The organism is Hyphomicrobium sp., from assembly GCF_051860585.1.
Classification (GTDB): Bacteria; Pseudomonadota; Alphaproteobacteria; order Rhizobiales; family Hyphomicrobiaceae; genus Hyphomicrobium_C.
This window is the reverse complement of sequence record NZ_JBHYDS010000008.1, coordinates 70,676-91,812: the sequence shown is the minus strand read 5'-3', so window position 1 is coordinate 91,812 and position 21,137 is coordinate 70,676. Positions and strand designations below refer to the sequence as shown.

General features: G+C 65.6%; 20 protein-coding genes and 1 tRNA gene. 10 read left to right on the top strand and 11 right to left on the bottom strand.

Going from position 1 to position 21,137, the window contains the following annotated elements; genetic code table 11:
• Positions 1-78: 78 nt before the first annotated feature.
• Positions 79-155, bottom strand: a tRNA-His gene (locus ACTIFK_RS13815).
• Positions 156-423: 268 nt separating this feature from the next.
• Here ACTIFK_RS13815 and ACTIFK_RS13810 point away from each other — a divergent pair.
• The 3 genes from ACTIFK_RS13810 (at position 424) to ACTIFK_RS13800 (ending at position 4,726) form a co-directional block, all read left to right on the top strand.
• Positions 424-1,629, top strand: a complete 1,206-nt coding sequence (locus ACTIFK_RS13810; protein ID WP_439543660.1) for a sensor histidine kinase — start codon at positions 424-426, stop codon at positions 1,627-1,629.
• A 193-nt stretch (positions 1,630-1,822) separates the two neighbouring features.
• On the top strand, positions 1,823-2,878 hold the full coding sequence (locus tag ACTIFK_RS13805; protein ID WP_439543659.1) for a Fe(3+) ABC transporter substrate-binding protein: 1,056 nt from the start codon (positions 1,823-1,825) through the stop codon (positions 2,876-2,878).
• A gap of 132 nt (positions 2,879-3,010) precedes the next feature.
• Complete coding sequence (locus tag ACTIFK_RS13800) at positions 3,011-4,726, top strand: ABC transporter permease (RefSeq protein ID WP_439543658.1); 1,716 nt, start codon at positions 3,011-3,013, stop codon at positions 4,724-4,726.
• Positions 4,727-4,779: 53 nt separating this feature from the next.
• Here ACTIFK_RS13800 and ACTIFK_RS13795 read toward each other — a convergent pair whose 3' ends face one another.
• From ACTIFK_RS13795 to ACTIFK_RS13785, 3 genes are all read right to left on the bottom strand, one after another.
• Entirely contained in the window at positions 4,780-5,355 is a 576-nt protein-coding gene (locus ACTIFK_RS13795; protein WP_439543657.1) for a YceI family protein, read from the bottom strand.
• A 27-nt stretch (positions 5,356-5,382) separates the two neighbouring features.
• Complete coding sequence (locus ACTIFK_RS13790; protein ID WP_439543656.1) at positions 5,383-5,934, bottom strand: cytochrome b; 552 nt, start codon at positions 5,932-5,934, stop codon at positions 5,383-5,385.
• Positions 5,935-6,088: 154 nt separating this feature from the next.
• The gene (locus ACTIFK_RS13785; RefSeq protein WP_439543655.1) at positions 6,089-6,412 is read right to left on the bottom strand and encodes a hypothetical protein; all 324 of its coding nucleotides are present in this window, start codon (positions 6,410-6,412) and stop codon (positions 6,089-6,091) included.
• A gap of 344 nt (positions 6,413-6,756) precedes the next feature.
• Here ACTIFK_RS13785 and ACTIFK_RS13780 point away from each other — a divergent pair, with 344 nt between their 5' ends.
• Positions 6,757-8,748 carry an acyltransferase family protein gene (locus tag ACTIFK_RS13780; RefSeq protein WP_439543654.1) on the top strand — a complete coding sequence of 664 codons (1,992 nt, stop codon included), beginning with the start codon at positions 6,757-6,759 and terminating at the stop codon, positions 8,746-8,748.
• A 16-nt stretch (positions 8,749-8,764) separates the two neighbouring features.
• Here ACTIFK_RS13780 and ACTIFK_RS13775 read toward each other — a convergent pair whose 3' ends face one another.
• The 3 genes from ACTIFK_RS13775 to ACTIFK_RS13765 form a co-directional block, all read right to left on the bottom strand.
• Positions 8,765-9,604, bottom strand: coding sequence for a class I SAM-dependent methyltransferase (locus tag ACTIFK_RS13775; RefSeq protein ID WP_439543653.1), 840 nt, complete (start codon positions 9,602-9,604; stop codon positions 8,765-8,767).
• 124 nt (positions 9,605-9,728) lie between these two features.
• A complete protein-coding gene (locus ACTIFK_RS13770; RefSeq protein WP_439543652.1) occupies positions 9,729-9,959 on the bottom strand; it encodes a hypothetical protein in 231 nt (76 codons plus the stop codon).
• 187 nt (positions 9,960-10,146) lie between these two features.
• On the bottom strand, positions 10,147-11,679 hold the full coding sequence (locus ACTIFK_RS13765; RefSeq protein ID WP_439543651.1) for an acyl-CoA carboxylase subunit beta: 1,533 nt from the start codon (positions 11,677-11,679) through the stop codon (positions 10,147-10,149).
• A gap of 149 nt (positions 11,680-11,828) precedes the next feature.
• On the opposite strand from ACTIFK_RS13765, the gene ACTIFK_RS13760 reads away from it, so the two are divergent.
• From ACTIFK_RS13760 to ACTIFK_RS13745, 4 genes are all read left to right on the top strand, one after another.
• Positions 11,829-12,224 carry a VOC family protein gene (locus ACTIFK_RS13760; RefSeq protein WP_439543650.1) on the top strand — a complete coding sequence of 132 codons (396 nt, stop codon included), beginning with the start codon at positions 11,829-11,831 and terminating at the stop codon, positions 12,222-12,224.
• A 410-nt stretch (positions 12,225-12,634) separates the two neighbouring features.
• A complete protein-coding gene (locus tag ACTIFK_RS13755) occupies positions 12,635-13,633 on the top strand; it encodes a hypothetical protein (protein WP_439543649.1) in 999 nt (332 codons plus the stop codon).
• A gap of 136 nt (positions 13,634-13,769) precedes the next feature.
• Entirely contained in the window at positions 13,770-14,195 is a 426-nt protein-coding gene (locus tag ACTIFK_RS13750; RefSeq protein ID WP_439543648.1) for an Hsp20 family protein, read from the top strand.
• A gap of 181 nt (positions 14,196-14,376) precedes the next feature.
• Positions 14,377-14,667, top strand: coding sequence for a DUF1150 domain-containing protein (locus ACTIFK_RS13745; protein WP_439543647.1), 291 nt, complete (start codon positions 14,377-14,379; stop codon positions 14,665-14,667).
• 104 nt (positions 14,668-14,771) lie between these two features.
• Here the strand turns inward: ACTIFK_RS13745 and ACTIFK_RS13740 are convergent, their stop codons facing one another.
• From ACTIFK_RS13740 to hisS, 4 genes are all read right to left on the bottom strand, one after another.
• Positions 14,772-15,068, bottom strand: a complete 297-nt coding sequence (locus ACTIFK_RS13740) for a hypothetical protein (protein WP_439543646.1) — start codon at positions 15,066-15,068, stop codon at positions 14,772-14,774.
• A 118-nt stretch (positions 15,069-15,186) separates the two neighbouring features.
• On the bottom strand, positions 15,187-15,885 hold the full coding sequence (gene hisG / locus ACTIFK_RS13735; protein ID WP_439543645.1) for an ATP phosphoribosyltransferase: 699 nt from the start codon (positions 15,883-15,885) through the stop codon (positions 15,187-15,189).
• 174 nt (positions 15,886-16,059) lie between these two features.
• Positions 16,060-17,265 (bottom strand): ATP phosphoribosyltransferase regulatory subunit, encoded by a 1,206-nt coding sequence (locus ACTIFK_RS13730; RefSeq protein ID WP_439543644.1) that lies wholly within the window; start codon positions 17,263-17,265, stop codon positions 16,060-16,062.
• Between the two features lie 547 nt (positions 17,266-17,812).
• Complete coding sequence (gene hisS, locus ACTIFK_RS13725) at positions 17,813-19,315, bottom strand: histidine--tRNA ligase (RefSeq protein WP_439543643.1); 1,503 nt, start codon at positions 19,313-19,315, stop codon at positions 17,813-17,815.
• Positions 19,316-19,469: 154 nt separating this feature from the next.
• On the opposite strand from hisS, the gene rlmN reads away from it, so the two are divergent.
• Positions 19,470-20,696, top strand: coding sequence for a 23S rRNA (adenine(2503)-C(2))-methyltransferase RlmN (rlmN, locus tag ACTIFK_RS13720; RefSeq protein ID WP_439543642.1), 1,227 nt, complete (start codon positions 19,470-19,472; stop codon positions 20,694-20,696).
• Between the two features lie 6 nt (positions 20,697-20,702).
• Positions 20,703-21,125, top strand: coding sequence for a hypothetical protein (locus tag ACTIFK_RS13715; RefSeq protein WP_439543641.1), 423 nt, complete (start codon positions 20,703-20,705; stop codon positions 21,123-21,125).
• The last annotated feature ends 12 nt before the right edge of the window (positions 21,126-21,137 follow it).

Below are 21,137 nucleotides of genomic sequence, written 5' to 3'. Positions count from 1 at the left end.
ATAGCGGGGCCGGTCGGCTGACGAGAGGGTGTTTGGTCCGGCTGTGAGATGGCTGCTGGCGCGGGTCAACCCGAGCGGTGGTACCGCCTCCCTGGCTTGAACAGGGGACCTCTAGATCCACAATCTAGCGCTCTAACCAACTGAGCTAAGGCGGCATTTCGGCCGGTGCGGTAGACGTGCCCGATCGGGCCGCGTCGCGAATGCGGCGAAGCGTGCTTATAGAAGCCGCGCCGCTGCCCTGCAACCCTCATCACGCACCATCAGGGCCGTTCCGGCGGGCTTTTCTGCCGCGCGCGACGATCCGGCCGGGTGGCGGCCGGCGCCAGGCGCGCGGGCTCGCATATCCGGTCGAAAACATCGGCTTGGCGCGGCCACCTCGGACAGAGGATAGGATCGCGCGGCGGCATGATCTAGGTTTGCGGCATGAAACGCCGCACACGCACGCTCTACAGGGCCGATCTGCCTGCGCTCGTGGCCGACGCGCTCGACGCCAGCGGGCCTGCCGCCGCGTGGGCGATCGATGTCGCCGGCGGCCGGATCCTGGCGGCAAACACGGCCGGACGTGCGGCTTTGGGCCTTCCGGAGGGCGATGGCACGCCGCCGGTGCTCGATGCGGCGACGCCTGCTCTCTCGCTCCTGCGTGAGATGGCCCTGCTGCGCGAGATGGCGGCCGCGGGCGATGACGCGCAGGTTGCCGCGCTGACATTCTGGACGCCGCATGGAGCGCAAAAAGTCCACGCCCGCATCCACTTCCCGAGCGCCGGTCCGCAGACGCTGGCGGTCGTCACGGCCAGCCCCGAGACGGACGCGCCGCGCGCGCACGCTTCGGTCGGCAATACGGGCGACGACGGCGCGACGCTCAAAGACATCGCGCGGCGCCTTCGCGAGGGATCATCAGCCGATGACCATCCGGTGGGCGATCACGACAGCGCGCCGCCCGATGCCGCACATCTCGCAACGCTGGCGCATGAGCTTAAAACGCCCCTGGCAGCCATTTCCGCCGCGTCCGAGATCATGAAAGACGAGCGGTTCGGTCCGCTCGGAAATGCGCGCTATGCTGGCTATGCGGCCGACATTCACGGCAGCGCGCTGCATATTCTGCGGCTCATCGATCGCCTGCTCGACCGTGGCGCACCCGGCGAAGAGGCGGCCCGACTCGAATTCGTTCAACTCGACACGCGCCGCGTGCTCGACGAGCTGCTGTCTCAAATGACGGCGCTTGCGGACGATGCCGGCGTCGCCCTCGCGCTCGACGCCAGCAGCGACCTCCCGCATCTCATTGCGGACGCAACGAGCGTCCGCCAGATGGTGCTCAACCTCTTTTCAAACGCGTTGAGGCACACCGGCCGCGGCGGCGCGATCACCGTCTCGGCGCAGATGCGGGCGGATGGTACCTTCGAGATTGGAATGTCGGACACCGGCTCGGGCATGACGCGCGCGGACGTGAACCGGATCCTGCGCGCGGCTGCTTCCGGAAAGCCGAGCGCGGCGGCCGGTCGCGGCATTGGGCTGCCGCTCGTCTCATCCCTCGCCAAGGCCAACGGCGCCGAATTCGCTCTCGACAGCTCGCCGGGCGGCGGAACGTCGGCCTGCATCGTGTTCGGCAGGGATCGCGTGGTGCCGGTCTGACCCCTAGGGCATCGAGAATTGTGACAATCTTTCAATGCTCTGACCGTATCTCGGATTGTTGACTTTCTTGACGTAGTTTACCGCCGCTGCTTTATGGGCGGTGCGTCCTGCCCCGTAATGGATCTCAAGCTCCATTCGTGACGGCCGGGCCGATAGCGGGGCCTTGACCCCCGATTATTGGAGATCTCAAACTATGCCCTACGCATTCCATCTGCGCGGCGCTGTGGCGACGCTCGCGGTGCCGGCGATCGCCATCGCAGGCCTTCTTGTGTCGTCGCACCAGGCGCGCGCCTCGGAAGAAGTGAACATCTACAGCTACCGCGAGCCAGGGTTGATCGACCCGATCCTGAAACGGTTCAGCGAAGAGACGGGGATCAAGGTCAATACGATCTATTCGAAGGACGGCTTGATCGAGCGCATGAGCGCGGAGGGTGCTAACAGCCCAGCCGACGTGCTGCTGACCCCGGAATCCGGATTGCTCATTCAGGCGAAAGCCGCGGGCGTGACGCAAGCGCTCAACTCCAAGACGCTCGAAGACGCCATCCCCGCCGCCTTGCGCGATCCCGACGATCACTGGTTCGGGCTCACGCGGCGCGCGCGCGTCGTCTACGCATCCAAGGAGCGCGTGTCGCAGGATGCGATCACGTACGAGGAGCTGGCCGATCCCAAGTGGAAAGGCAAGATCTGCATCCGCTCGGGCCAGCACACCTACAACATCGCCCTGATCGCCTCGATGATCGCCCACCTCGGCGAGGAAAAGGCGGAGGCGTGGCTCATCGGCCTGCGCAACAACCTCGCTCGCAAGCCTGCCGGCGGCGACCGCGAAGGCGTGCGCGACGTGCAGGCCGGCCTCTGCGATCTCGCGGTCGGCAACACCTACTACATGGCCGCGATGCTGAAGAACCCGGAGCAGAAAGTCTGGGCGGACGCCGTGAAGATGCTGTTCCCGAATGCCGCCGACCGCGGCACGCACATCAACATCTCCGGCGCGGCGCTCGCCGCTCATGCCCCGCATCGCGACGCTGCCGCGAAGCTCATGGAATTCCTTGCCTCGCATGAGGCGCAGGAGATCTATGCCGAAGCGAACGGCGAGTACCCCGTGATCGCCTCGGCGAAACCGTCCGAGCTGGTCAAAAGCTGGGGCGAGCTGAAGGCCGATCCGATCCCGCTCTCCGAACTCGCCGCTCTGCGCAAGAAGGCCTCGGAGCTGGTCGACAAGGTGCGCTTCGACGCCGGTCCAAGCTCGTAAGCCGCATCGTCTCACTCTGCACCGGAGGGAGCGGCGCCATGGCCGCTCCCTTCGTCTTTTTTGCCCAGTGCCCGCGCTTGACGCGGGTGATCACGGCAGCGATGGTCCCGGCCAATGAGCGTTACGCCCCCGATGTCAGAGAGGCCCAAGGCCGCCGGTCCGTTCGAGGCCCTGCGCGGCTGGCTCGCGGCCCGGCGGGGCGCGGCTCATGCGCCCGGGTGGGGTTTGACCGTCGCGGTGCTGCTGGCCCTGATCGCGCTGCCGGCCGCAGCCGTCCTCGTCATCGCGGCGACGCCTGAAAACAACGACTGGCCGCATCTTGCGCGTTCGGTGCTGCCCGAAGCGCTGAAGCAAACCCTGCTGCTCGGTCTTGGCGCGTCTCTGCTCACACTCGCCACCGGGACAGCGACGGCCTGGCTCGTCACCATGTACCGGTTTCCCGGGCGCGTGATGCTCGACCGCCTGCTCGTGCTGCCGCTCGCCATTCCGACGTACATCGCCGCCTACTGCTACAGCGAATTCCTGGACTACGCCGGCCCGGTGCAGACAACGCTGCGCGAGCTGTTCGGATGGACGTCCGTGAACGACTACTGGTTCCCGAGCGTCCGCTCGCTTGGAGGCGCGGTGTTCGTGATGTCGGCCGTGCTCTATCCCTATGTCTACCTCGCGGCGCGGGCGAGCTTCGTCCAGCAGTCGGTTTGCGCGCTCGAAGTCGCGCGCACGCTGGGGCGTACGCCGATGGGGACGTTCTGGGCGGTGGCGCTGCCGCTGTCGCGTCCGGCCTTGGCCGCGGGCGTCGCGCTCGTCGTCATGGAGACGCTGAACGACCTCGGCGCGGTGCAGCACCTCGGCGTGGAAACGCTGACGGCCAGCATCTACGCGACGTGGCTGCAGCGGTCGAACCTGGGCGGCGCGGCGCAGATCGCGACCGTCATCCTCGGGCTCATCGTGCTGCTGTTCGCGGCCGAACGCTTCGCGCGCGGCGGGGCGAAAGTACATCACACGACCGGCCGCTACCGGGCCATTCCGTTTCAAGACATCGAGGGATGGCGCGGATATGCGGCGGCGGGGCTGTGCGCCCTGCCATTCGTTGCCGGGTTCGTGCTGCCGTTCCTGCTGCTCGCGAGGTTCGCAGTCTCGCATGTGTCGGTCGCGATTGAAGGCGGGTTTCTCAGTGCGGCGTGGAACAGCATCTTCCTCGCATCGGTGACGGCGGCGGCGGCGACCGCGCTCGCGCTCGTCTTCACCTATGCGCCACGCGTGGCACGCAGCGGCCTCACGCGATTCGGCCAGCGCGCGGCCGGGTTCGGCTATGCGTTGCCGGGCACGGTCCTCGCCATCGGCGTTCTTGTTCCGCTGGCGGCTTTCGACAACTTCGTCGATGGCTGGGCGCGCAGCCTGCTCGGCCTCTCGACCGGGCTCATCCTGTCCGGATCGATCGCGGCGCTCGTCTACGCCTATGTCATCCGGTTCCTGGCCGTCGCGCTCGGCGGCATCGAAGCGGGCCTCGAGCGGATCTCGCACAACCTCGATGCGGCCGCCCGGGCGCTCGGCGAAACCGCCGTGTCGGCGCTTTGGCGCGTGCATCTGCCGATGCTCGTGCCGTCACTCGGCGTCGCTGCGCTGCTGGTGTTCGTCGATGCCTTGAAGGAGCTGCCGGCGACGCTGCTGCTGCGTCCGTTCAACTTCGAGACGCTGGCGACGCACGTCTATGCGTTCGCGGCGCTGGAACAGATCGAGAGCGGCGCGCTCGGCGCGTTGACGATCGTGCTCGCGGGGCTCGTACCGCTCATTCTCCTGCACCGCGCCATCGCGGGTGGCCGCGCGGGCGGCAGCGGAGAGACGTAAGCGCCCGGCATCCTGTCGGACGCCGGGCGCTCTTTCACCATTTCCGGACGGCTCTACTTCTGGATGCCTTCGACATCGAGCGTGAGTTCGACCTCTTTCGAACCGGGCCCGAGATCCTTCGGGATGCCGAAGTCGGCCAATGCGATCTTGGTCGTGCCGGTGAAGCCAGCGCGTGTCGAACCCCACGGATCGGGGCCGCCGCCGACATATGCCGCATCGATGACGACTTCCTTGGTGACGCCGCGCAGCGTCAGGTCGCCGACGATCTTCGCCTTGCCGTCGCCTGCGGGGGTGACGGATTTGCTCACGAAAGTCGCCTTGGGAAATTTCTCGACGTCGAGGAAGTCGGGACTGCGGAGATGCTTGTCGCGCTCGGCGTGATTGGAGCTGACGCTCGCCGTTTCGATTTCAACAGCCACCTTGGACGTCTCGGGCGCCTTGTCGTCGTAGCTGAAGGTGCCGCTGAAGCGATCGAAGCGCCCTGTGAGCCAGCTGAAGCCGAGATGATTGATGCGGAAGTTGACGGCGGCGTGTTGGCCTTTCGTATCGATCGCATAGTCGGCGGCGGATGCGGGGCCGGTCAGGCAGAGTCCGGCGACGAGGGCCAGAGGCGCAAGGCGAAGCAACATTGGGAGTTCCTTTCTAAGTGGAGAAAATCAAATCGAAGGCGGGCCGGACCACATCCGCGTCAGCGTGTTTTTGCGGTCGATCAGATGGTGCTTGAACGCGCCCACCGCATGGACCGCGGCGAGCGCGATGGTGAGATAGGCGAGGTAGGCATGCACCGCGCCCGCCGTATCCTCGAGCCCTTTGTTCTCACCCGGCGAAGGGACGCTGAACCAGCCGAAGACTTCGATCGGCCGGCCGTCGGCGGTGGAGATCAGATAGCCGCTGACCATGAGGGCCAGAAGCAGGGGATAGAAGCCCCAATGAACGATGCGGGACGCCACGCGCTCGAACGGGCCGAGATCGCCGTCGTCAGGCTTGACGTTGGCCGTGCGCCAGCCGAACCGCAGCACGAGAGCGATCAGCAACAGAATGCCGACACTTTTGTGAAGCGCAGGCGCGGAGTTGTAATAGGGACTGTAGTAATCGAGATCGACCATCCACAGGCCGAGCCCGAACATCGCGAAAATCGCGATCGCCATGAGCCAGTGTGCGAGACGGCTCACAAGCCCGTAACCGGCCAGCGTATCGCGCATCACCATGCGCACCCCCGACGGTTGCATTTTGAAACCGAAGCTGAGGTGGGGCCTGCGAAACGACGTTTCAAGTGAGCATGTGCGAGTGCCCTGCCGCAACGCAATACGGCCGCAAGCTTTTTGCTCGCGGCCGCAACTACCTAGGGAATTTTAAAATCCGCTAGAATCCGAAGTAGAGGCCGAACCCGCGGCGGCGATGATAGCGGTACGGGTTATAATAGTACGGCGAATATCCGCCATAATAGTACGGCCGATAATAGTGGCGGCGGTGCCAGCGGTGATGGCCGCCCCAATGGCGGTGACCGCGCCAATGACGGTGACCGCCCCGCCAGTGGCGGCGTCCGACTTCTTGAACCGCGCTTTCAGCGCCCGTGGCGGCGGATTTTGCAACGCTGCTACCGGCAGTCATGGCGTTTGCCGGTGCATTCGCGGAAAACAACGCCGCGCCTACCCCGATCAAGGCCACGGCTATCAAGCTTCGCATGTGAACGTCCTTTCTAGGTTGGTCCCGGCAAATTCTTGAGTTGATCCACATGACCAACATATTGCGCTCGCAATTTGACCGAATTATCGCTCCGATGTCGGCCTATTTGCGCGCGCTGGTCAATAAGCGCGGACTTTGCAGTTAATCGAACGCATGCCCATCACGCGCACTTCCAACTTTTATAGCCAACGCCAACGCACAGCCTTAGTTCCTGTCTTGGTTGCTGTGCGGCGCGACAACGCAATTGCGTTATCGACGATCTCATGTGTTGTTCTCTTTAATGTAGATCGCGGGCTCCTGAGTTCAAATGCCTCGCTCATAAATTTGTGCTCCGGGATTCGTTCGTGACGCGGAATTCTCACACTCAGGCCGAGCATCTTGGGTATCTCCCGCACGTCGACGGGCTGCGCGCGGTTGCCGTCGCGCTCGTCGTGATATTTCACGCTTGGCCAAATTTGCTGCCGGGCGGTTTCATCGGCGTCGATGTCTTCTTCGTCATCTCCGGCTTCATCATCACGCGGCAACTCGCGGTCGAGATGGACGGCGGGAGCTTTTCCTATCTCGCGTTTCTCGGGCGGCGCATCCGTCGCCTCATTCCGGCTGCCGCCGTTTGCTGCATCCTGACGACGATGGCCGCGATGGCCATCCTGATGCCGGACGCGATCGAGACCTTCAGCCGAAGTCTCGCATCCGTCTGGATGATGATCGCAAACGTCTACTTTTACCGGGAGACCGGATACTTCGATGCGCCCGCAGCCGAGGCGCCGCTGCTGCACATGTGGTCGCTCGCCGTCGAGGATCAGTTCTACCTCACGTGGCCGCTGTTGCTGCTCCTGCTGTTCAAGCGCGGCTGGAGCCGGCCGCGCTTGATCGCGGCCTTGGCCGTGCTCGCGATCCTGTCCCTCACCCATTCGCAACACGCCACTGCGAGCAATCCCGAAGCCGCGTTCTTCCTACCGCTGTCGCGGGCCTTCGAATTACTGGCCGGTTGCGCGCTGGCGCTCGCGCTGCCGTACCTCAAGTCTCCTGCGCGCGGCCGCTGGCTTCTCGACGCCGCCGGTCTCATTCTCGTGCTCGGGTCAGCGATCCTGCTTTCGGGCAAGACGCCGTTCCCCGGCCTCGCCGCGGTGCCTGCCGTCCTGGGGTCGATGCTGCTGATCGGCGCGGGGCTGAGCGGGCCCACGCTTGTGTCGCGCGCGTTGTCGCTTCCACCTGTCCTGCTCACCGGCAAGATGAGCTATTCGATCTATCTCTATCACTGGCCGGTGCTGGCGCTGGCGACCTACGCGCTCGGACGGGCGCCGCACGCTGGCGAAGCGGGCGTGCTGGTCGCAATCGCGCTGGTGCTCGCGGCGCTTTCGTGGGTGCTCGTCGAGCAGAAGCTCACCGGCGCGCTCGGGCTCCGGACGATGCCCCCGTTCCCGCTGATCGCGCGCGCGCTGGCCGCGAGCACGGCCCTCATCCTGGTCGCGCTGGCCGGCATCGCCGGCGATGGATGGCCGCAGCGCCTCGACCGGCCTGCTGCGGAGGTCTATCGCGCGGCGACCTCGAGCAATCCGATGCGACAGGCCTGCGACGGCTATCAAGCGGCGTTCAGCCGTCACAGCCGCTGCACCTTCGGCGCACCGCTGACCCAATCCGGCTACGACATCGCAATCTTCGGCGATTCCAACGCCGATCATTTCGTCCCAATGGTCGCTGGCCTCGCGCAGCGCGCTCATCTTGCCGGCCGTCAGGTGACGCAGAGCGCGTGCGCGGCCTTGATCGGCGCGGCGCGCGCCCGGCCTGCGATCCAGGAAGAGGCCTGCACGCGCTACCAGGAGACCATTCTCGACTTCGTCAACCGCAATCCCAATCTCAAGGTCGCGGTGCTGTCCTCATCCTGGAGCAGCTATGGCACCGCCATGACCAATCATCTGCTGACGCCGAACGGGCCCCCCGAGCGGCGGGTCTTCGCCGAGTTTGCACGCTCAACGGTCGAAATTTTTCGCAAGCGCGGGATCAAAGTGCTCATCATCGGCCAGATCCCGCATTTTGAAACGTTTTCCCTCAACTGCTTCGCGACGGCCGCACGCAGCGACACGGAGGACGTGGATTGCACCATCCCGCGCGCCGCGGTCGATCATAATCTCGCGGCGTCGCAGAAGGCGTTCCAGGAGATCGCGCAGGCGGACCCCGGCGTGACCTTTCTCGACATGGTGAAGCTGCTGTGCACCGAGCAGCGCTGCAGCGCGTTCAAGGACGACGTACTGGTGTATCGCGACCGCGGACATCTCAATGCGATCGGGTCTGCGTATCTCTCCCGCTACGCGGCATTGCCGGGCGGCAAGCCGTAGCAGCCGGATTGCGATATTACGCAGCCGCGGCGACGTCCTCGGCCGCTGCCTGACGGGCGGGCCGGCGCGGCTTCTTCAGCTCGACGATGAGATTGTCATCGAACAGCGACATCCAGTTCATCCAGCGGAACTCGTAGCCGATGCCGGTGGCCAGCGCCTTGAGGGAGGCCGGCGTGAAGTAGTTGACGTGGTCGGGAAAGCGGAAGCCGCACCACTCCGCGCCCATGATGAAGCGGTTCGCAGAGTTGTAGTTCGGCGACCGCAGCAGGATGGTGCCGCCGGGTTTCAGGCGCTTGAAGGCGCGCTCCAGAATCAGCCGCGGCTGCGCCTCGTGCTCGAGGTAGCTGCGCATCAGGATGCTATCGAAGAAGTTCTCGTCGAAGCGCTCGATGCCGGTGGTGGCCGGCTCGTGATAGACGGCGCCGCCGCGCGCCTCGAAGATCGGGCGCGCTTTCTGGCTCAGACCTTCGCTGATCTCGATGCCGTAGGGCGTCGGGCCTTCGGGAATGCGCGTCGAGCCGCCGCAGCCGATCTCCAGCACGCGCCCACCGGCACCGACGGCGCGCTGATGACGCCTGCGGTCGACGACCTTGCCGAACTTCAGGCGAAAGCGCGTGAGGGCATCGAAGCGCGCCAGCTTGTTGGTCTTCTTGCGCCGCTCTTTTTCCTCGGCGTGCTGCTTTTCCCAGGCGTACGTGACCGACAAATCCTCGTAGTCGGGCACCTTGCCGAGGAACACGAAGCCGCAGTTGTTGCACGACACGACGGGCCAGGGGCTGCGCGTGTACTTGGGAACGACGGAGGTTCCGCTATGCCCGCAGACCTCACAGGTCGTCCGGTCGTGCGATTGCGACATTGGTGATCTCTCAAGATGGGCGCGCCACCCTTGGCGGCATGCAGCCCGTTGCTCCAAACTGACAGCGAGGTTAGCGGGCGAGCGCGGCAGGAGCAAGATCGGCCGCCCGCCCTTGGAGTACCCGTCAGCCCAGCGGGCCGCTTCTGAGGGCGGCGATTTCGTCGTTCAGAGTGTCGCGCAGGACGGTCATCGCCGCGGTGCGCAACCCGTCCTCGTCCATCGTGCCCTTGACAGGGATCTCGACGGTGGCCTCGATCCATTGCCGCGACGCAGCCGGGTCCGGCTCATCGCCGATCACGAGGTGAACCAGCACAGCGCGGCCGACGCCAAGCATTTCGATCTGATGCAGCTTCAAGCCCCATCCCCTCCGCCAGTCCCGCGCCAGGGAAAACTAAGGTCGAGATGCGGCTGAGATGAGGCAAGCCACTCCGCGCGCATGGAGCACAAGAGAGGCATGGCGGCGCGCGTGGAAGGTACGCCTGGATGACGGAATTGAGAGGGCCGGCGACCTCACCAAAGCGAGATCGCCAACCTCACTCCGATTACAGCGGGATGTTGTCGTGCTTCTTCCAGGGGTTCTCGAGGGTCTTGTTGCGCAGCATGTTGAGCGCGCGGCAGATGCGCCGGCGCGTGCCATGCGGCAGGATCACCTCGTCGATGTAACCGCGCTCGGCGGCCACGAACGGGTTGGCGAAGCGCTTCTGGTACTCGTCGATGCGGGCCTTGATCTTCTCGGGATCGGCGAGGTCGGCGCGGTAGAGAATCTCGGCCGCGCCCTTGGCGCCCATGACCGCGATTTCAGCCGAGGGCCAGGCGTAGTTCACGTCGCCGCGGATGTGCTTCGAGCTCATGACGTCGTAGGCGCCGCCGTAGGCCTTGCGCGTGATGAGCGTGACCTTCGGCACGGTGGCCTCGGCGAAGGCGAACAGCAGCTTGGCGCCGTGCTTGATGAGGCCGCCGTATTCCTGCGCGGTGCCCGGCAGGAAGCCCGGCACATCGACCAGCGTAATGATCGGGATCTCGAAGCAATCGCAGAAGCGGACGAAGCGTGCGGCCTTGCGCGACGCGTCGCTGTCGAGCACGCCGGCAAGAACCATCGGCTGGTTTGCAACAATGCCGATGGTGCGGCCTTCCATGCGCGCGAAGCCCGTCACGATGTTGCGGGCGTAGGCTTCCTGGATCTCGAAGAAATCCGCCTCGTCCACGACCTTCAGGATCAGCTCCTTCATGTCGTAGGGCTTGTTCGGATTGTCGGGGATGAGCGTGTCGAGCGAATAGTCCGGGCGATCGACGCTGTCGGACGTGGGAAGCGCGGGCACGCCGGACTTGTTGTTGGCAGGCAGGAAGTCCATCAGGCGGCGCATCTGCAGCAGCGCCTCGACGTCGTTTTCGTAGGCGCGATCGGCAATCGACGACTTGGTGGTGTGGACCTTGGCGCCGCCGAGCTCTTCGGCGGTCACCGTTTCATTCGTGACGGTCTTCACGACATCGGGGCCGGTCACGAACATGTAGCTCGTGTCCTTCACCATGAAGATGAAGTCGGTCATGGCCGGCGAATAGACGTCGCCGCCGGCGCACGGGCCCATGATGACGGAGATCTGCGGGATGACGCCCGAGGACAGCACGTTGCGCAGGAAGACTTCGCCGTAGCCGCCGAGGGCGTCGACGCCTTCCTGGATGCGCGCGCCGCCGGCATCGAACACGCCGATGATGGGCGCGCGGTTCTTCAGCGCCATGTCCTGGATCTTCATGATCTTCTGGGCGTGCGCCTGAGAAAGCGAGCCGCCGAACACCGTGAAGTCCTTGGCGAACACGTAGACGGTCCGGCCGTTGATCGTGCCCCAGCCGGTGACGACACCGTCGCCCGGGGTCTTCTGCTTCTCCATGCCGAACTCGGCACAGCGGTGCTCGACGAAGGTGTCGAATTCCTCGAAGGAGTTGTCGTCCATCAGAAGCTCGATACGCTCGCGGGCGGTCAGCTTGCCCCGCTTGTGCTGCGCCTCAATGCGCGCGAGACCACCACCCAGACGGGCGTTGTCGCGCCGGCGCTCAAGCTCCTCGATGACGTCCTTCATAAGTCCCCATCCCGTATGTAAATGTACGATGACACGTCGTGCTGCGGCGTGGGATAGCACAGCCCTCGGGGGCCAGCCAATGGGAGGTTGGGCCTGACCGGTGCGGCTTGGCGCGTGCCCGCAGGGACCGCCCGACAGAGGAGAAGACCATGGCGAAGGCAGTCCACATGATGGTGCGGGTGCTCGAGGAGGAGCGCAGCGTCGCCTTCTACAGCACCGTTTTTGGACTGACGGTCGCGCAGAGGGTCGATTTTCCGGATTTCACTCTGATCTACATGAGCAATGCCGAGGCCAGCTTCGAGGTCGAGCTGACGGTCAACAAGGGCCGGGCCGAGCCTTACGACCTGGGTAACGGATACGGGCACCTGGCATTCGTGGTGGAGGACCTCGCCGCGGCGCGTGCCCGGATCGAGGCCGCCGGATATTCTCCTAAAGATATCAAGCAAATGACCCACGACGGGCAGCCGTTCGGCCGGTTCTTCTTCATCGAGGATCCGGACGGCTACAAGATCGAAGTGCTGGAGCGCGGCGGGCGGTTCCGGTAAGGGCTCGCCCCCCACTCTACGATGCGCAAAGGGGGTGAGACGTCCGCTGACCCCGGACTCTGGCGTCGCACGAGGACCCGGCCGACGTGCCGCTTGGGGATGTTTGCGTGGGTCCCGGCCTTCGCCGGGATGACGTAGTTTTGGCCGCCTGTCCCCTCATCGTCATCCCGACGCAGGTCGGGACCCACGCAAGTCTCGGAGTTCTCGACGCTCGCAGACCTCTCAAAGACGCGCGCATGTTGGCACCGGCGCTTGGAACGGGGCGCAAGCTTCGCATCAGCAAATGCCAGTAACCCTTTGACTCAACGTATCGTTTCGTGCCTGGCACTTGCCGATGCAGCTCAGCCTGCACCGCCTCGTGCCACGGCCCGCAACGTTTCGCGCCACGTACGGCGGTCGAAGGGCGGATCATGCATCACCTCGTGCCAAAGACACTCAACGTTGCAGACCCCGTGCATCATCAGGTGCCGGATGCGCCACGGGCTCCCCTGCCGGGCGCTCCGCCGCAGACTTTCGTGCCGGGCGCTCCGCCGCAGACTTTCGTGCCGGGCGCTCCGCCGCAGACTTTCGTGCCGGGCGCTCCGCCGCCCATGGCCGAGGCCCAACGCGAAACCTGCGCAGCCGGTTCAGGCCTCGCCTGCCCCTATTCCGGTGCGCCGTGCCCCGCTCTCGCGGCTTTCTTCCCCTACCTCCAAGCCGTTTCCGGTCCTGACTCCGCCGACACCGCCGCCGACATTCACGCCTTCGTCCGCTCGCTGGCGCCGTGCGGCCAATGCAGCGTCGCCTCGGCAGCGGGCAGCGACAAGCTTCGCCACATGCGCCTCGGCCAGCGCGAGCGCGACATTCTGCTGGCGGCGGCTGCCCAAGATGCGCTCGTTCTCACGGAACCCGGCATGTCGCGTTCGCTCAGTGCGGCCCGGCGGCGGGCGGCGCTTTCGCTCGGCAAGGCCGGATTGGTCGCCCCGGTCGTCACACCGGTCGTCACTGGGGCCGTCACCCTGACCGGCCCTCGCCAAAAGGAGGTCGGGAGCCCGGCCAAGACCGCGCCGCGGGCCACGATCGCGCTGACCCCGCTCGGCCGCTACGTCATGGTCGCCTACGGACGCTACATCACGGCCGGGAAACCGGTCCGCTGGACGCGTCCGGCACGCGGGGCCGTGCTCCCCGGGCGCGATCCAGCCGATCTCATCGGCGAGACCCTGGCGCTCACTCAAGCGGCCTTGCGTGACACGCTCAACGACCTCAAGGGCGTGCTGATCGCGGCCATCGGCCGGCCACTCAAATCGCCTGGCCTGCTCGATACGGTGACGCGGCACCTCGAGCGCAAGGCGACCCTTCTCAAGGCGGTTCTGGAGCCGTCCCGCAGCCTCGCGGCCGCACCCTCCGCGAGCGCCCGCTCACCGGCTTGAACGGCGCCACGCTCGCCCCATATCATCAAGTGTCGAAACGTCCGGAGCCGCTGAGGGCCGGGCCGGCGGCGATCCATCCGGATGCCGCTCGAATTTGAAGGTTTTGAAGGTCGCTTAAGGAAGGGCTTTCGCTGTCATGAGCAGACTATCTGTGCTGTCCAATCCACTGCTGCTCGGGTTCGAGGAGATCGAGCGTCTCATCGATCGCACCGGCAAGGGCGGGAACGAGGGTTATCCCCCGTACAACATCGAGCGGATCTCCGCGCAGTCCGGCGAGAAGGAAAAGCTGCGGATTACCGTGGCGCTCGCAGGATTTTCGCGCGACCAGCTCGAGATCACCGTCGAAGACAATCAGCTCACGGTGCGCGGGCGTCAGCAGGACGACAAGACGCGCGCCTATCTCTATCGCGGCATCGCGGCGCGTCAGTTCACCCGGACGTTCGTGCTCGCCGACGGGATCGAGGTTCAGTCGGCAGAGCTTTCGAACGGGATGCTGGCGATCGATCTGGTGCGCCATGAGCCGCATCGGCTGGTGCGGCGGATCGAAATCGAGAACGGCTGAGGACAGTGCGTCCTTTGGACGCGAAAGCGGGGCAAGAGGCTATTGATTCAAATGGGCTAGATGCCCGCCCGCTACAGCCAAAACCCTAGAATCGTACGATCATGGACGGTAGGTGCGATGGATTTTCGCGCCGTCGAACGTTTCCATGACGAGTGACCTCGAAAAGAGGAGGAGTTGCGTCATGAAAGAGAATACCACGAAGCGGCGCCGCTCGACGCGGTCCGCACCAGTTGCTCCGATTATGAGCGAAATCGAGCTGGCAAGGCTCGGCGGCGGGCAGGTCGCCTACATCAAGACGCTGTCCTCCGACGAGGCGCTGCAGATGTTCCCGGCCATCGAGGATCTCCCTCGCGGCATCAACCTCTTTGCACTTCACGCCGCCGACGGTACGCCGATCGCGCTGACGGATACGCGTCAGGCCGCGCTCAGCCACGCCATGGACGGCGAGTTGCAGATCGCAAGCGTCCACTAAGAGCGCTCGCTGCATAGCGAAGACATGAAGGGCGAGCCTGCTCAGCGGGCTCGCCCTTTTTTTATCGGCAACGCGGGCGCAGAAGCGCCGCTCGTTGTTCTCAGCTATTTCGATTTGCAGGCGTCGAGTTTCTGCTGGCGCGCCTGAAGCTCGGCCTTCCACTGATCGGGGCCGACGCCGCCGCACCAGGAGATGTGAGCTTTCATGTCCGGGCTCCATTGGGGGCCGGAGAAGCCGCACTTGTGTTCAGCGTTCTCCTGCTGCTGCTGCATCGCGAGCTTGCCGTACATGTCGCAATTGGCCTGCGCGCGGGCGCCTGGCGAAAGGGCGATCGCGCCGGCTAGCGCCAGCATGCACCCAGAGATCTGGCACGCCGAGATGGTGAGACGCGGAAAACGCATGTTCGACCCCAATTTCTTCGCGCCGGCGACCCGGATGTTCCCATCGTGCCAGAGGCGGCCTGAACCGCGCCTGAATGTGGACCAGGGAGCGCACCCGTTTCAACCCTGCTGGCGGGCGTCAGGCCGAGAAGCGGCGCGCGATCTCGGCCATGGCCGCCCGCGTCGCCTCGGTCCATGGCGCGACGTTGGAGGAAATCAGGTTCGCTTCCGACCGCAGCACCAAGCCGTCGTCGAGAATTCGCAAGCCGTTGGCGGCGAGCGTCGTGCCCGTGGTGGTGATGTCCACGATCAGCTCGGCGGTGCCCGCTGCTGGCGTTCCTTCGGTCGCGCCCAGGCTTTCGACGATGCGGTAATCGGAGACGCCGCGGGCCGCGAAGAAGCGGCGGGTAAGGTTCAGGTACTTCGTCGCGACGCGATACCAGCGGCCATGCGCACGGCGAAACGGCAGCGCGATCTCGGCCAGGTCGTCCATGTTGCGCACGTCGACCCAGAAGTCCGGGACGGCGACGACGACATCGGCATGACCGAAGCCGAGCTTCTTCAGGGACGTGACGCGGGTCGCCGCGTCCGACATCTGCTCGCTGACAAGGTCCTCTCCGGTGACACCGACATGCACGCGTCCCGTCTTCAGGTTCCAGGCGATCTCGGACGCCGACACGAAGGCGACATCGATATCGGGGTGGCCGACGATCTCGCCGCGATAGCCGCGCTCGTTGCCGGTCTTGCGCAGCGTGAGGCCGGCGGCGGCGAAGGCCTCGGCCGTCTGCTCCATCAGGCGGCCCTTCGAGGGCACGGCCAAAATCAATCTGTCAGACATCGCGTCGCCCCTGCCGCTCAAGGCTCACGCGGACTTTCCCCTCCAGGGGTGGGGGGAATCCCAACGGCAATCGTTCCGCCGTCCCCCCCTCCCGACCTCCCCCACGTCGTGGCGGAGCCGCGCCTTCGGCACGAGGGGGGAGGAGAAGAGATCCTGCGGTGCGAGCGAGGTCTGTCATGAGTGCGCGCCTCCGTTGGCGAGAGCGGCGCCGCCATTGGCCAGCGCCGTGACGAGGCGATCGGTGTGCACGGCGGCGCCGACCGCGGGCACATCGACCGGTGCACCGACGGCCTTCAGCAGGTGATCGTAGCGGCCGCCACCGGCGACCGGGCTGCGGTGCCCGAGGCCCGGCGTCACGACCTCGAAAACGAAGCCGGTGTAGTAGGCCAGCGCGCGGCCGAAGTCGGCGGAAAACTCCGCCCTTTCGAGGTCGAGGCCGGCTTGCGCCATCAGTTCCAGGCGCCATTCGTAGGCGCCGACCGCTTCCTCGATCTGGATGCCCATCAGCGTCGCCAGCTCACGGATGCGCCGCACGGAGGCGCGGGCCGGCGCGACGATGGCGACGTAGCTCGCGATCAGTTGCGCCGTCTTGGCCGACAGCGGCTCGGAGCGCGCGTCCGCCACACGCCCAAGCAGGCTGGCGGCAATCTCCGACGCATCGCGCAGGCCGATATGCTCGATGCCTTTGGTTTCGAGGTAGCTCGCGACGGCCGCTTCCGCCCCTTCGGGATCGCCGGGATCGAGCGCGTCCCGGAGCTGCGGGGGAATGTTCGCCGATGCGGCGCCGGGCTCGACCGTGAGGCGCGCCAGCTCCGCCTTGAACGCCTTCGGGCGCACGAACAGGTGCATCAGGCGCTGGCGCCAGCGGGGGGGCATGTCCGCGGCCTTCAGAATGGCGCGCAACAGGCCGAGGTCGCCGAAGCGCAGCTGATAATTCGCGAGGCCCGCCGCTTCGAGGCCGGCCGCAATCGTGGTCACGACCTCGGCGTCGGCGCGCTCGCGGTTCGCTTCGCCGAAGGCTTCGATGCCGGTCTGGCGGAACTCGCGCGTGTGGGCGAGGCCGCTGCCGAGCGGCTGAAAGCGGAAGGCCAAGCCGTCGTAGCAGTACTTCGCGGTGACGTCGGCCGACGGGTGGCGCTCGAGATGCAGACGGCAGGCGGGCACGGTGAGGTCGGGCCGCATGCACAGCTCGTCGCCGTCTGGATCGGAAAAGACGTACGTGCGGGCGCGGAGCGATTCACCCACCACGTCGAGGAACACGCCCGCGGGCTGGATGATGGCCGGGGTCACGGCTTCATAGCCGCCGCGCGTGAACGCACCAAGAAGCGTCTGGGCGGAGGCTTCCAGCGCCTCGAAATGTTTCACCGTCTCAGCGGGCATCGTGTCCTCGGTGGGCCTTCTCCGGAGGTGTGGAGAGAGAGGGAAGCCGTTCATAGGGGTGACGACGCGGGAGAGCAAGGAGGCGCCGCGCCGATGGTTCACGGTTCTTGTTCCGGCAGAGCCCAGCGGCAAGCCCCTCACCCGCCGCACAGGCAAACGCCTTCGCGTCGGCCTCTCCCATCATGGCGAAGCCATGCTTTGCATGGACGGAGAGGCGAATCCGCAATTCCCTCTCCCCTCGGGGAGAGGGTTAGGGTGAGGGGGAGCCAAGACCCGTGATGGGCAGATGAGCGTGAGAGCACTCCCTTGCGCGGCGTCCCTCTCACCCCCTCACCCGCGCAGCATAGCTGCGCGGCCTCTCCCCAAGGGGAGAGGCGAACCCGCAATTCCCTCTCCCCTTGGGGAGAGGGTTAGGGTGAGGGTGAGGGTGAGGGGGCGTGCGACACGCGCGACCGTCTGCTGCAGGCCCCCTCACCCGGACGCGATCTTCGATCGCGCCCGGCCTCTCCCCAAGGGGAGAGGCGAACCACGAATTCGCGGAGTGGGACTAGGCGTGGCGGGCAAGGATCTCGCGGACGGCTTCGACCAGTTTGGCTTCCGGCACGGAGACCTGCGCGGGGCGGGTCTCCTTCCATTCCTTGTTGTCCTTGATCGCCGCGGCGGCCTTCGCGCCTTCGATCAGGTCCTTGAGGATGATCTCGCCGGCCTCGCGCTCGGTCGAGCCCTGGATGACGGCCACGGGCGCGCCGCGCTTGTCGGCATACTGGAGCTGGCGGCCGAACTGCTTCGGGTTGCCGAGATAGAGTTCGGCGCGGATGCCCGCTTCGCGAAGACGCTGCACCATTTTCTGGTAGGCGGGGATCTGGTCCTTATCCATCACGGTGACAACAACCGGTCCCAGTGCAGGAGCAGGCGCGCGGCCGATCAGGTTCAGCGCCGCCTGCAAACGCGAGACGCCGATGGAGAAGCCGGTGGCGGGGACCTTCTGGCCGGTGAAGCGCGCGACGAGATCGTCGTAGCGGCCGCCGCCGCCGACGGAGCCGAAGCGGACGGGATTGCCCTTCTCGTCGTTGGCCGGGATCAGCAGCTCGGCTTCGAACACGGGGCCGGTGTAGTATTCGAGGCCGCGGACGACGGAGGGATCGATGCGGATTTGATTTCGACCGTAACCCGATGCCAGCACTAATTTGTGAATTTGGTCGAGTTCGTCGAAGCCAGTCTTCATCGTCTCATTTGATCGAAGACGATCTTGCCACGAATTGACTAACTCGATGTCTTCCGCATTGAAGCCGGGTTGAAACTCCACAACGCTCATCACGTACTCGATCTGATCGTTGTTTAAGCCGGCACCCTTGGTGAAATCGCCGCTCTCATCTTTGCGACCTGCACCCAACAGCAGACGGACTCCGTCGGGGCCGAACTTATCTAGCTTGTCGATTGCACGCAGCACTGTCAGCCGAGTTGCGGCGAATTCCTCGCCGCCAACACCCACGCCTTCCATTACGCCATCGAGCACTTTGCGGTTGTTGACCTTGATGACGTACTGGCCGCGCTCGATGCCGAGGGCTTCGAGCGTGTCCGCCGCCAGCATGCACATCTCGGCATCGGCCGCGACGCTCTCGGCGCCGACCGTGTCCGCATCGAATTGCGTGAACTGGCGGAAGCGTCCAGGTCCCGGCTTCTCGTTGCGATAGACCGAGCCCGTCGCGTAGCGGCGGAACGGCTTCGGCATGTCCTGGAAATTCTCGGCCACGTAACGAGCGAGCGGGGCCGTGAGGTCGTAGCGCAGCGAGAGCCACTGCTCATCCTCGTCCTGGAACGAGAACACGCCCTCGTTGGGCCGGTCGCTGTCGGGCAGGAACTTGCCCAGCGCGTCCGTGTACTCGAAGGCGGGCGTCTCCAGCGGCTCGAAGCCGTAGCGCTCGTAGACGCCGCGGATCGTCTCAAGCATGGCGTGCGTCTGGCGCAACTCCGCCGGGCCGATGTCACGCATGCCCTTCGGCAGGCGCGCATTGGGACGCTTCGGAGCATTTTTGTCGGGCTTAGCCATGGGAACGGTCTTCGGACTTAGGTTGCTGATGCGCAAATCGGCAGCACTGCGCGGAGCCGCCTTATAGCGGATGCGCCAAAACCGGCAAAGCTTACCACTTTGCCGCTCGGCGCCGCTCTTTCGCCGCGGGCCGGAAATCGCTAGAAGATGCGGCATGACCCTGGTTCTGGACCATACGCCGCCGCGCGAGACGCAGGCGCCCGACGCCGCATTCCGGCCAACGCTCGCCGGCATGAGCCGTGCACGGCTGGCCGAGGCGATGGCGGCCGCGGGTGTGCCGGAAAAGCAGCGGCGCATGCGCGTCGGACAGCTCTGGCGCTGGCTCTACATTACCGGCGTGACGTCGTTCGAGCAGATGACGGACATCTCCAAGGAGACGCGGCAGGCGCTCGAAGCCCTCTTCACCCTCGACCGGCCGGGGATCGTGGCCGAGCAGGTGTCGGTCGACGGCACGCGCAAGTGGCTGATGCGCCTGCCCAAGCTCGGGCATGAAGCGCGCGCCCCCGAGGTCGAAGCCGTCTACATTCCGGAAAGCGGGCGCGGCACGCTGTGCATCTCGTCCCAAGTCGGCTGCACGCTGACGTGCAGCTTCTGCCACACGGGCACGCAGCGGCTGGTGCGCAATCTGACGGCGTCCGAGATCGTCGGACAGGTGCTGCTGGCGCGGGATCGCATCGGAGATTGGCCGGGCGCGGCGCGTCCGGACGACAAGGGACTGCTGCCGGAGACGGATCGCAAGATCACCAACGTCGTGCTGATGGGCATGGGCGAACCGCTGTACAATTTCGACAACGTGCGCGAGGCGATGGACATCGTCTCGGACGGCGAGGGCATCTCGCTCTCCAAGCGGCGCATCACGCTGTCCACGTCCGGCGTCGTGCCCGAGATCCATCGCTGGGGCGAGCTTTCGGGCACGATGCTCGCGATCTCGCTGCATGCCGTGCGCGACGAGCTCCGCGACGAACTGGTGCCGATCAACAAGAAGTATCCGATCAAGCAGCTTCTGGACGCCTGCCGCACGTATCCGGGCGTCTCGAATGCGAAGCGGATCACGTTCGAATACGTGATGCTCAAGGGCGTGAACGACAGTCCGGCCGACGCCAAGGCGCTGGTGCGGCTGTTGGCGGGCATTCCGGCCAAGATCAATCTCATTCCCTTCAATCCGTGGCCGGGCTCGACGTACGAGTGCTCGGACTGGGAGACCATCGAGCGCTTCGCCGACATCGTGAACAAGGCAGGCTACGCGAGCCCGGTGCGCACGCCGCGCGGCCGCGACATCCTCGCCGCGTGCGGCCAGCTCAAGAGCGAGAGCGTCAAGCTGCGGGCGCGCGACCGGCCGGGCGCGGATGGCGCCGCTTCCTCTCCCACCGCCGGAGACTGACCTGTCATGGTTTTGCGCACGATCGGGCGGATCATCTGGGTGCCGCTCTCGTTTGTGATCGCGGCCGCGCTGGCGATGCTCGTGCTCGTCACGCTCGGCCTCGAGACGATCACGCACGCGGTGCACAACCTCGACGAGGCCGATACGATCTCGGCCGCCTACGACGTGGTCTGGCAGGGGTCCATCATCGCGTCTGGGGCGACGCTCATCCCCGCGCTGCTGGTCGTCATTGCGGGGGAGGTCGCCCGCATCCGCTCGTGGCTCTACTACATGATCGGCGGCGGTGTCGCGCTGGCGGTCATTCCGCTGTTGGCCAAGGTCGACACCGGCACGATGACCTATGCGCTGCCGGCGCTGTGGCACGTGTTCGCAACGGCGGGTTTCGCGGGCGGGCTCGCTTATTGGTTGCTGGCAGGCCGGAACGCTTGAGCGGGTCAGGCG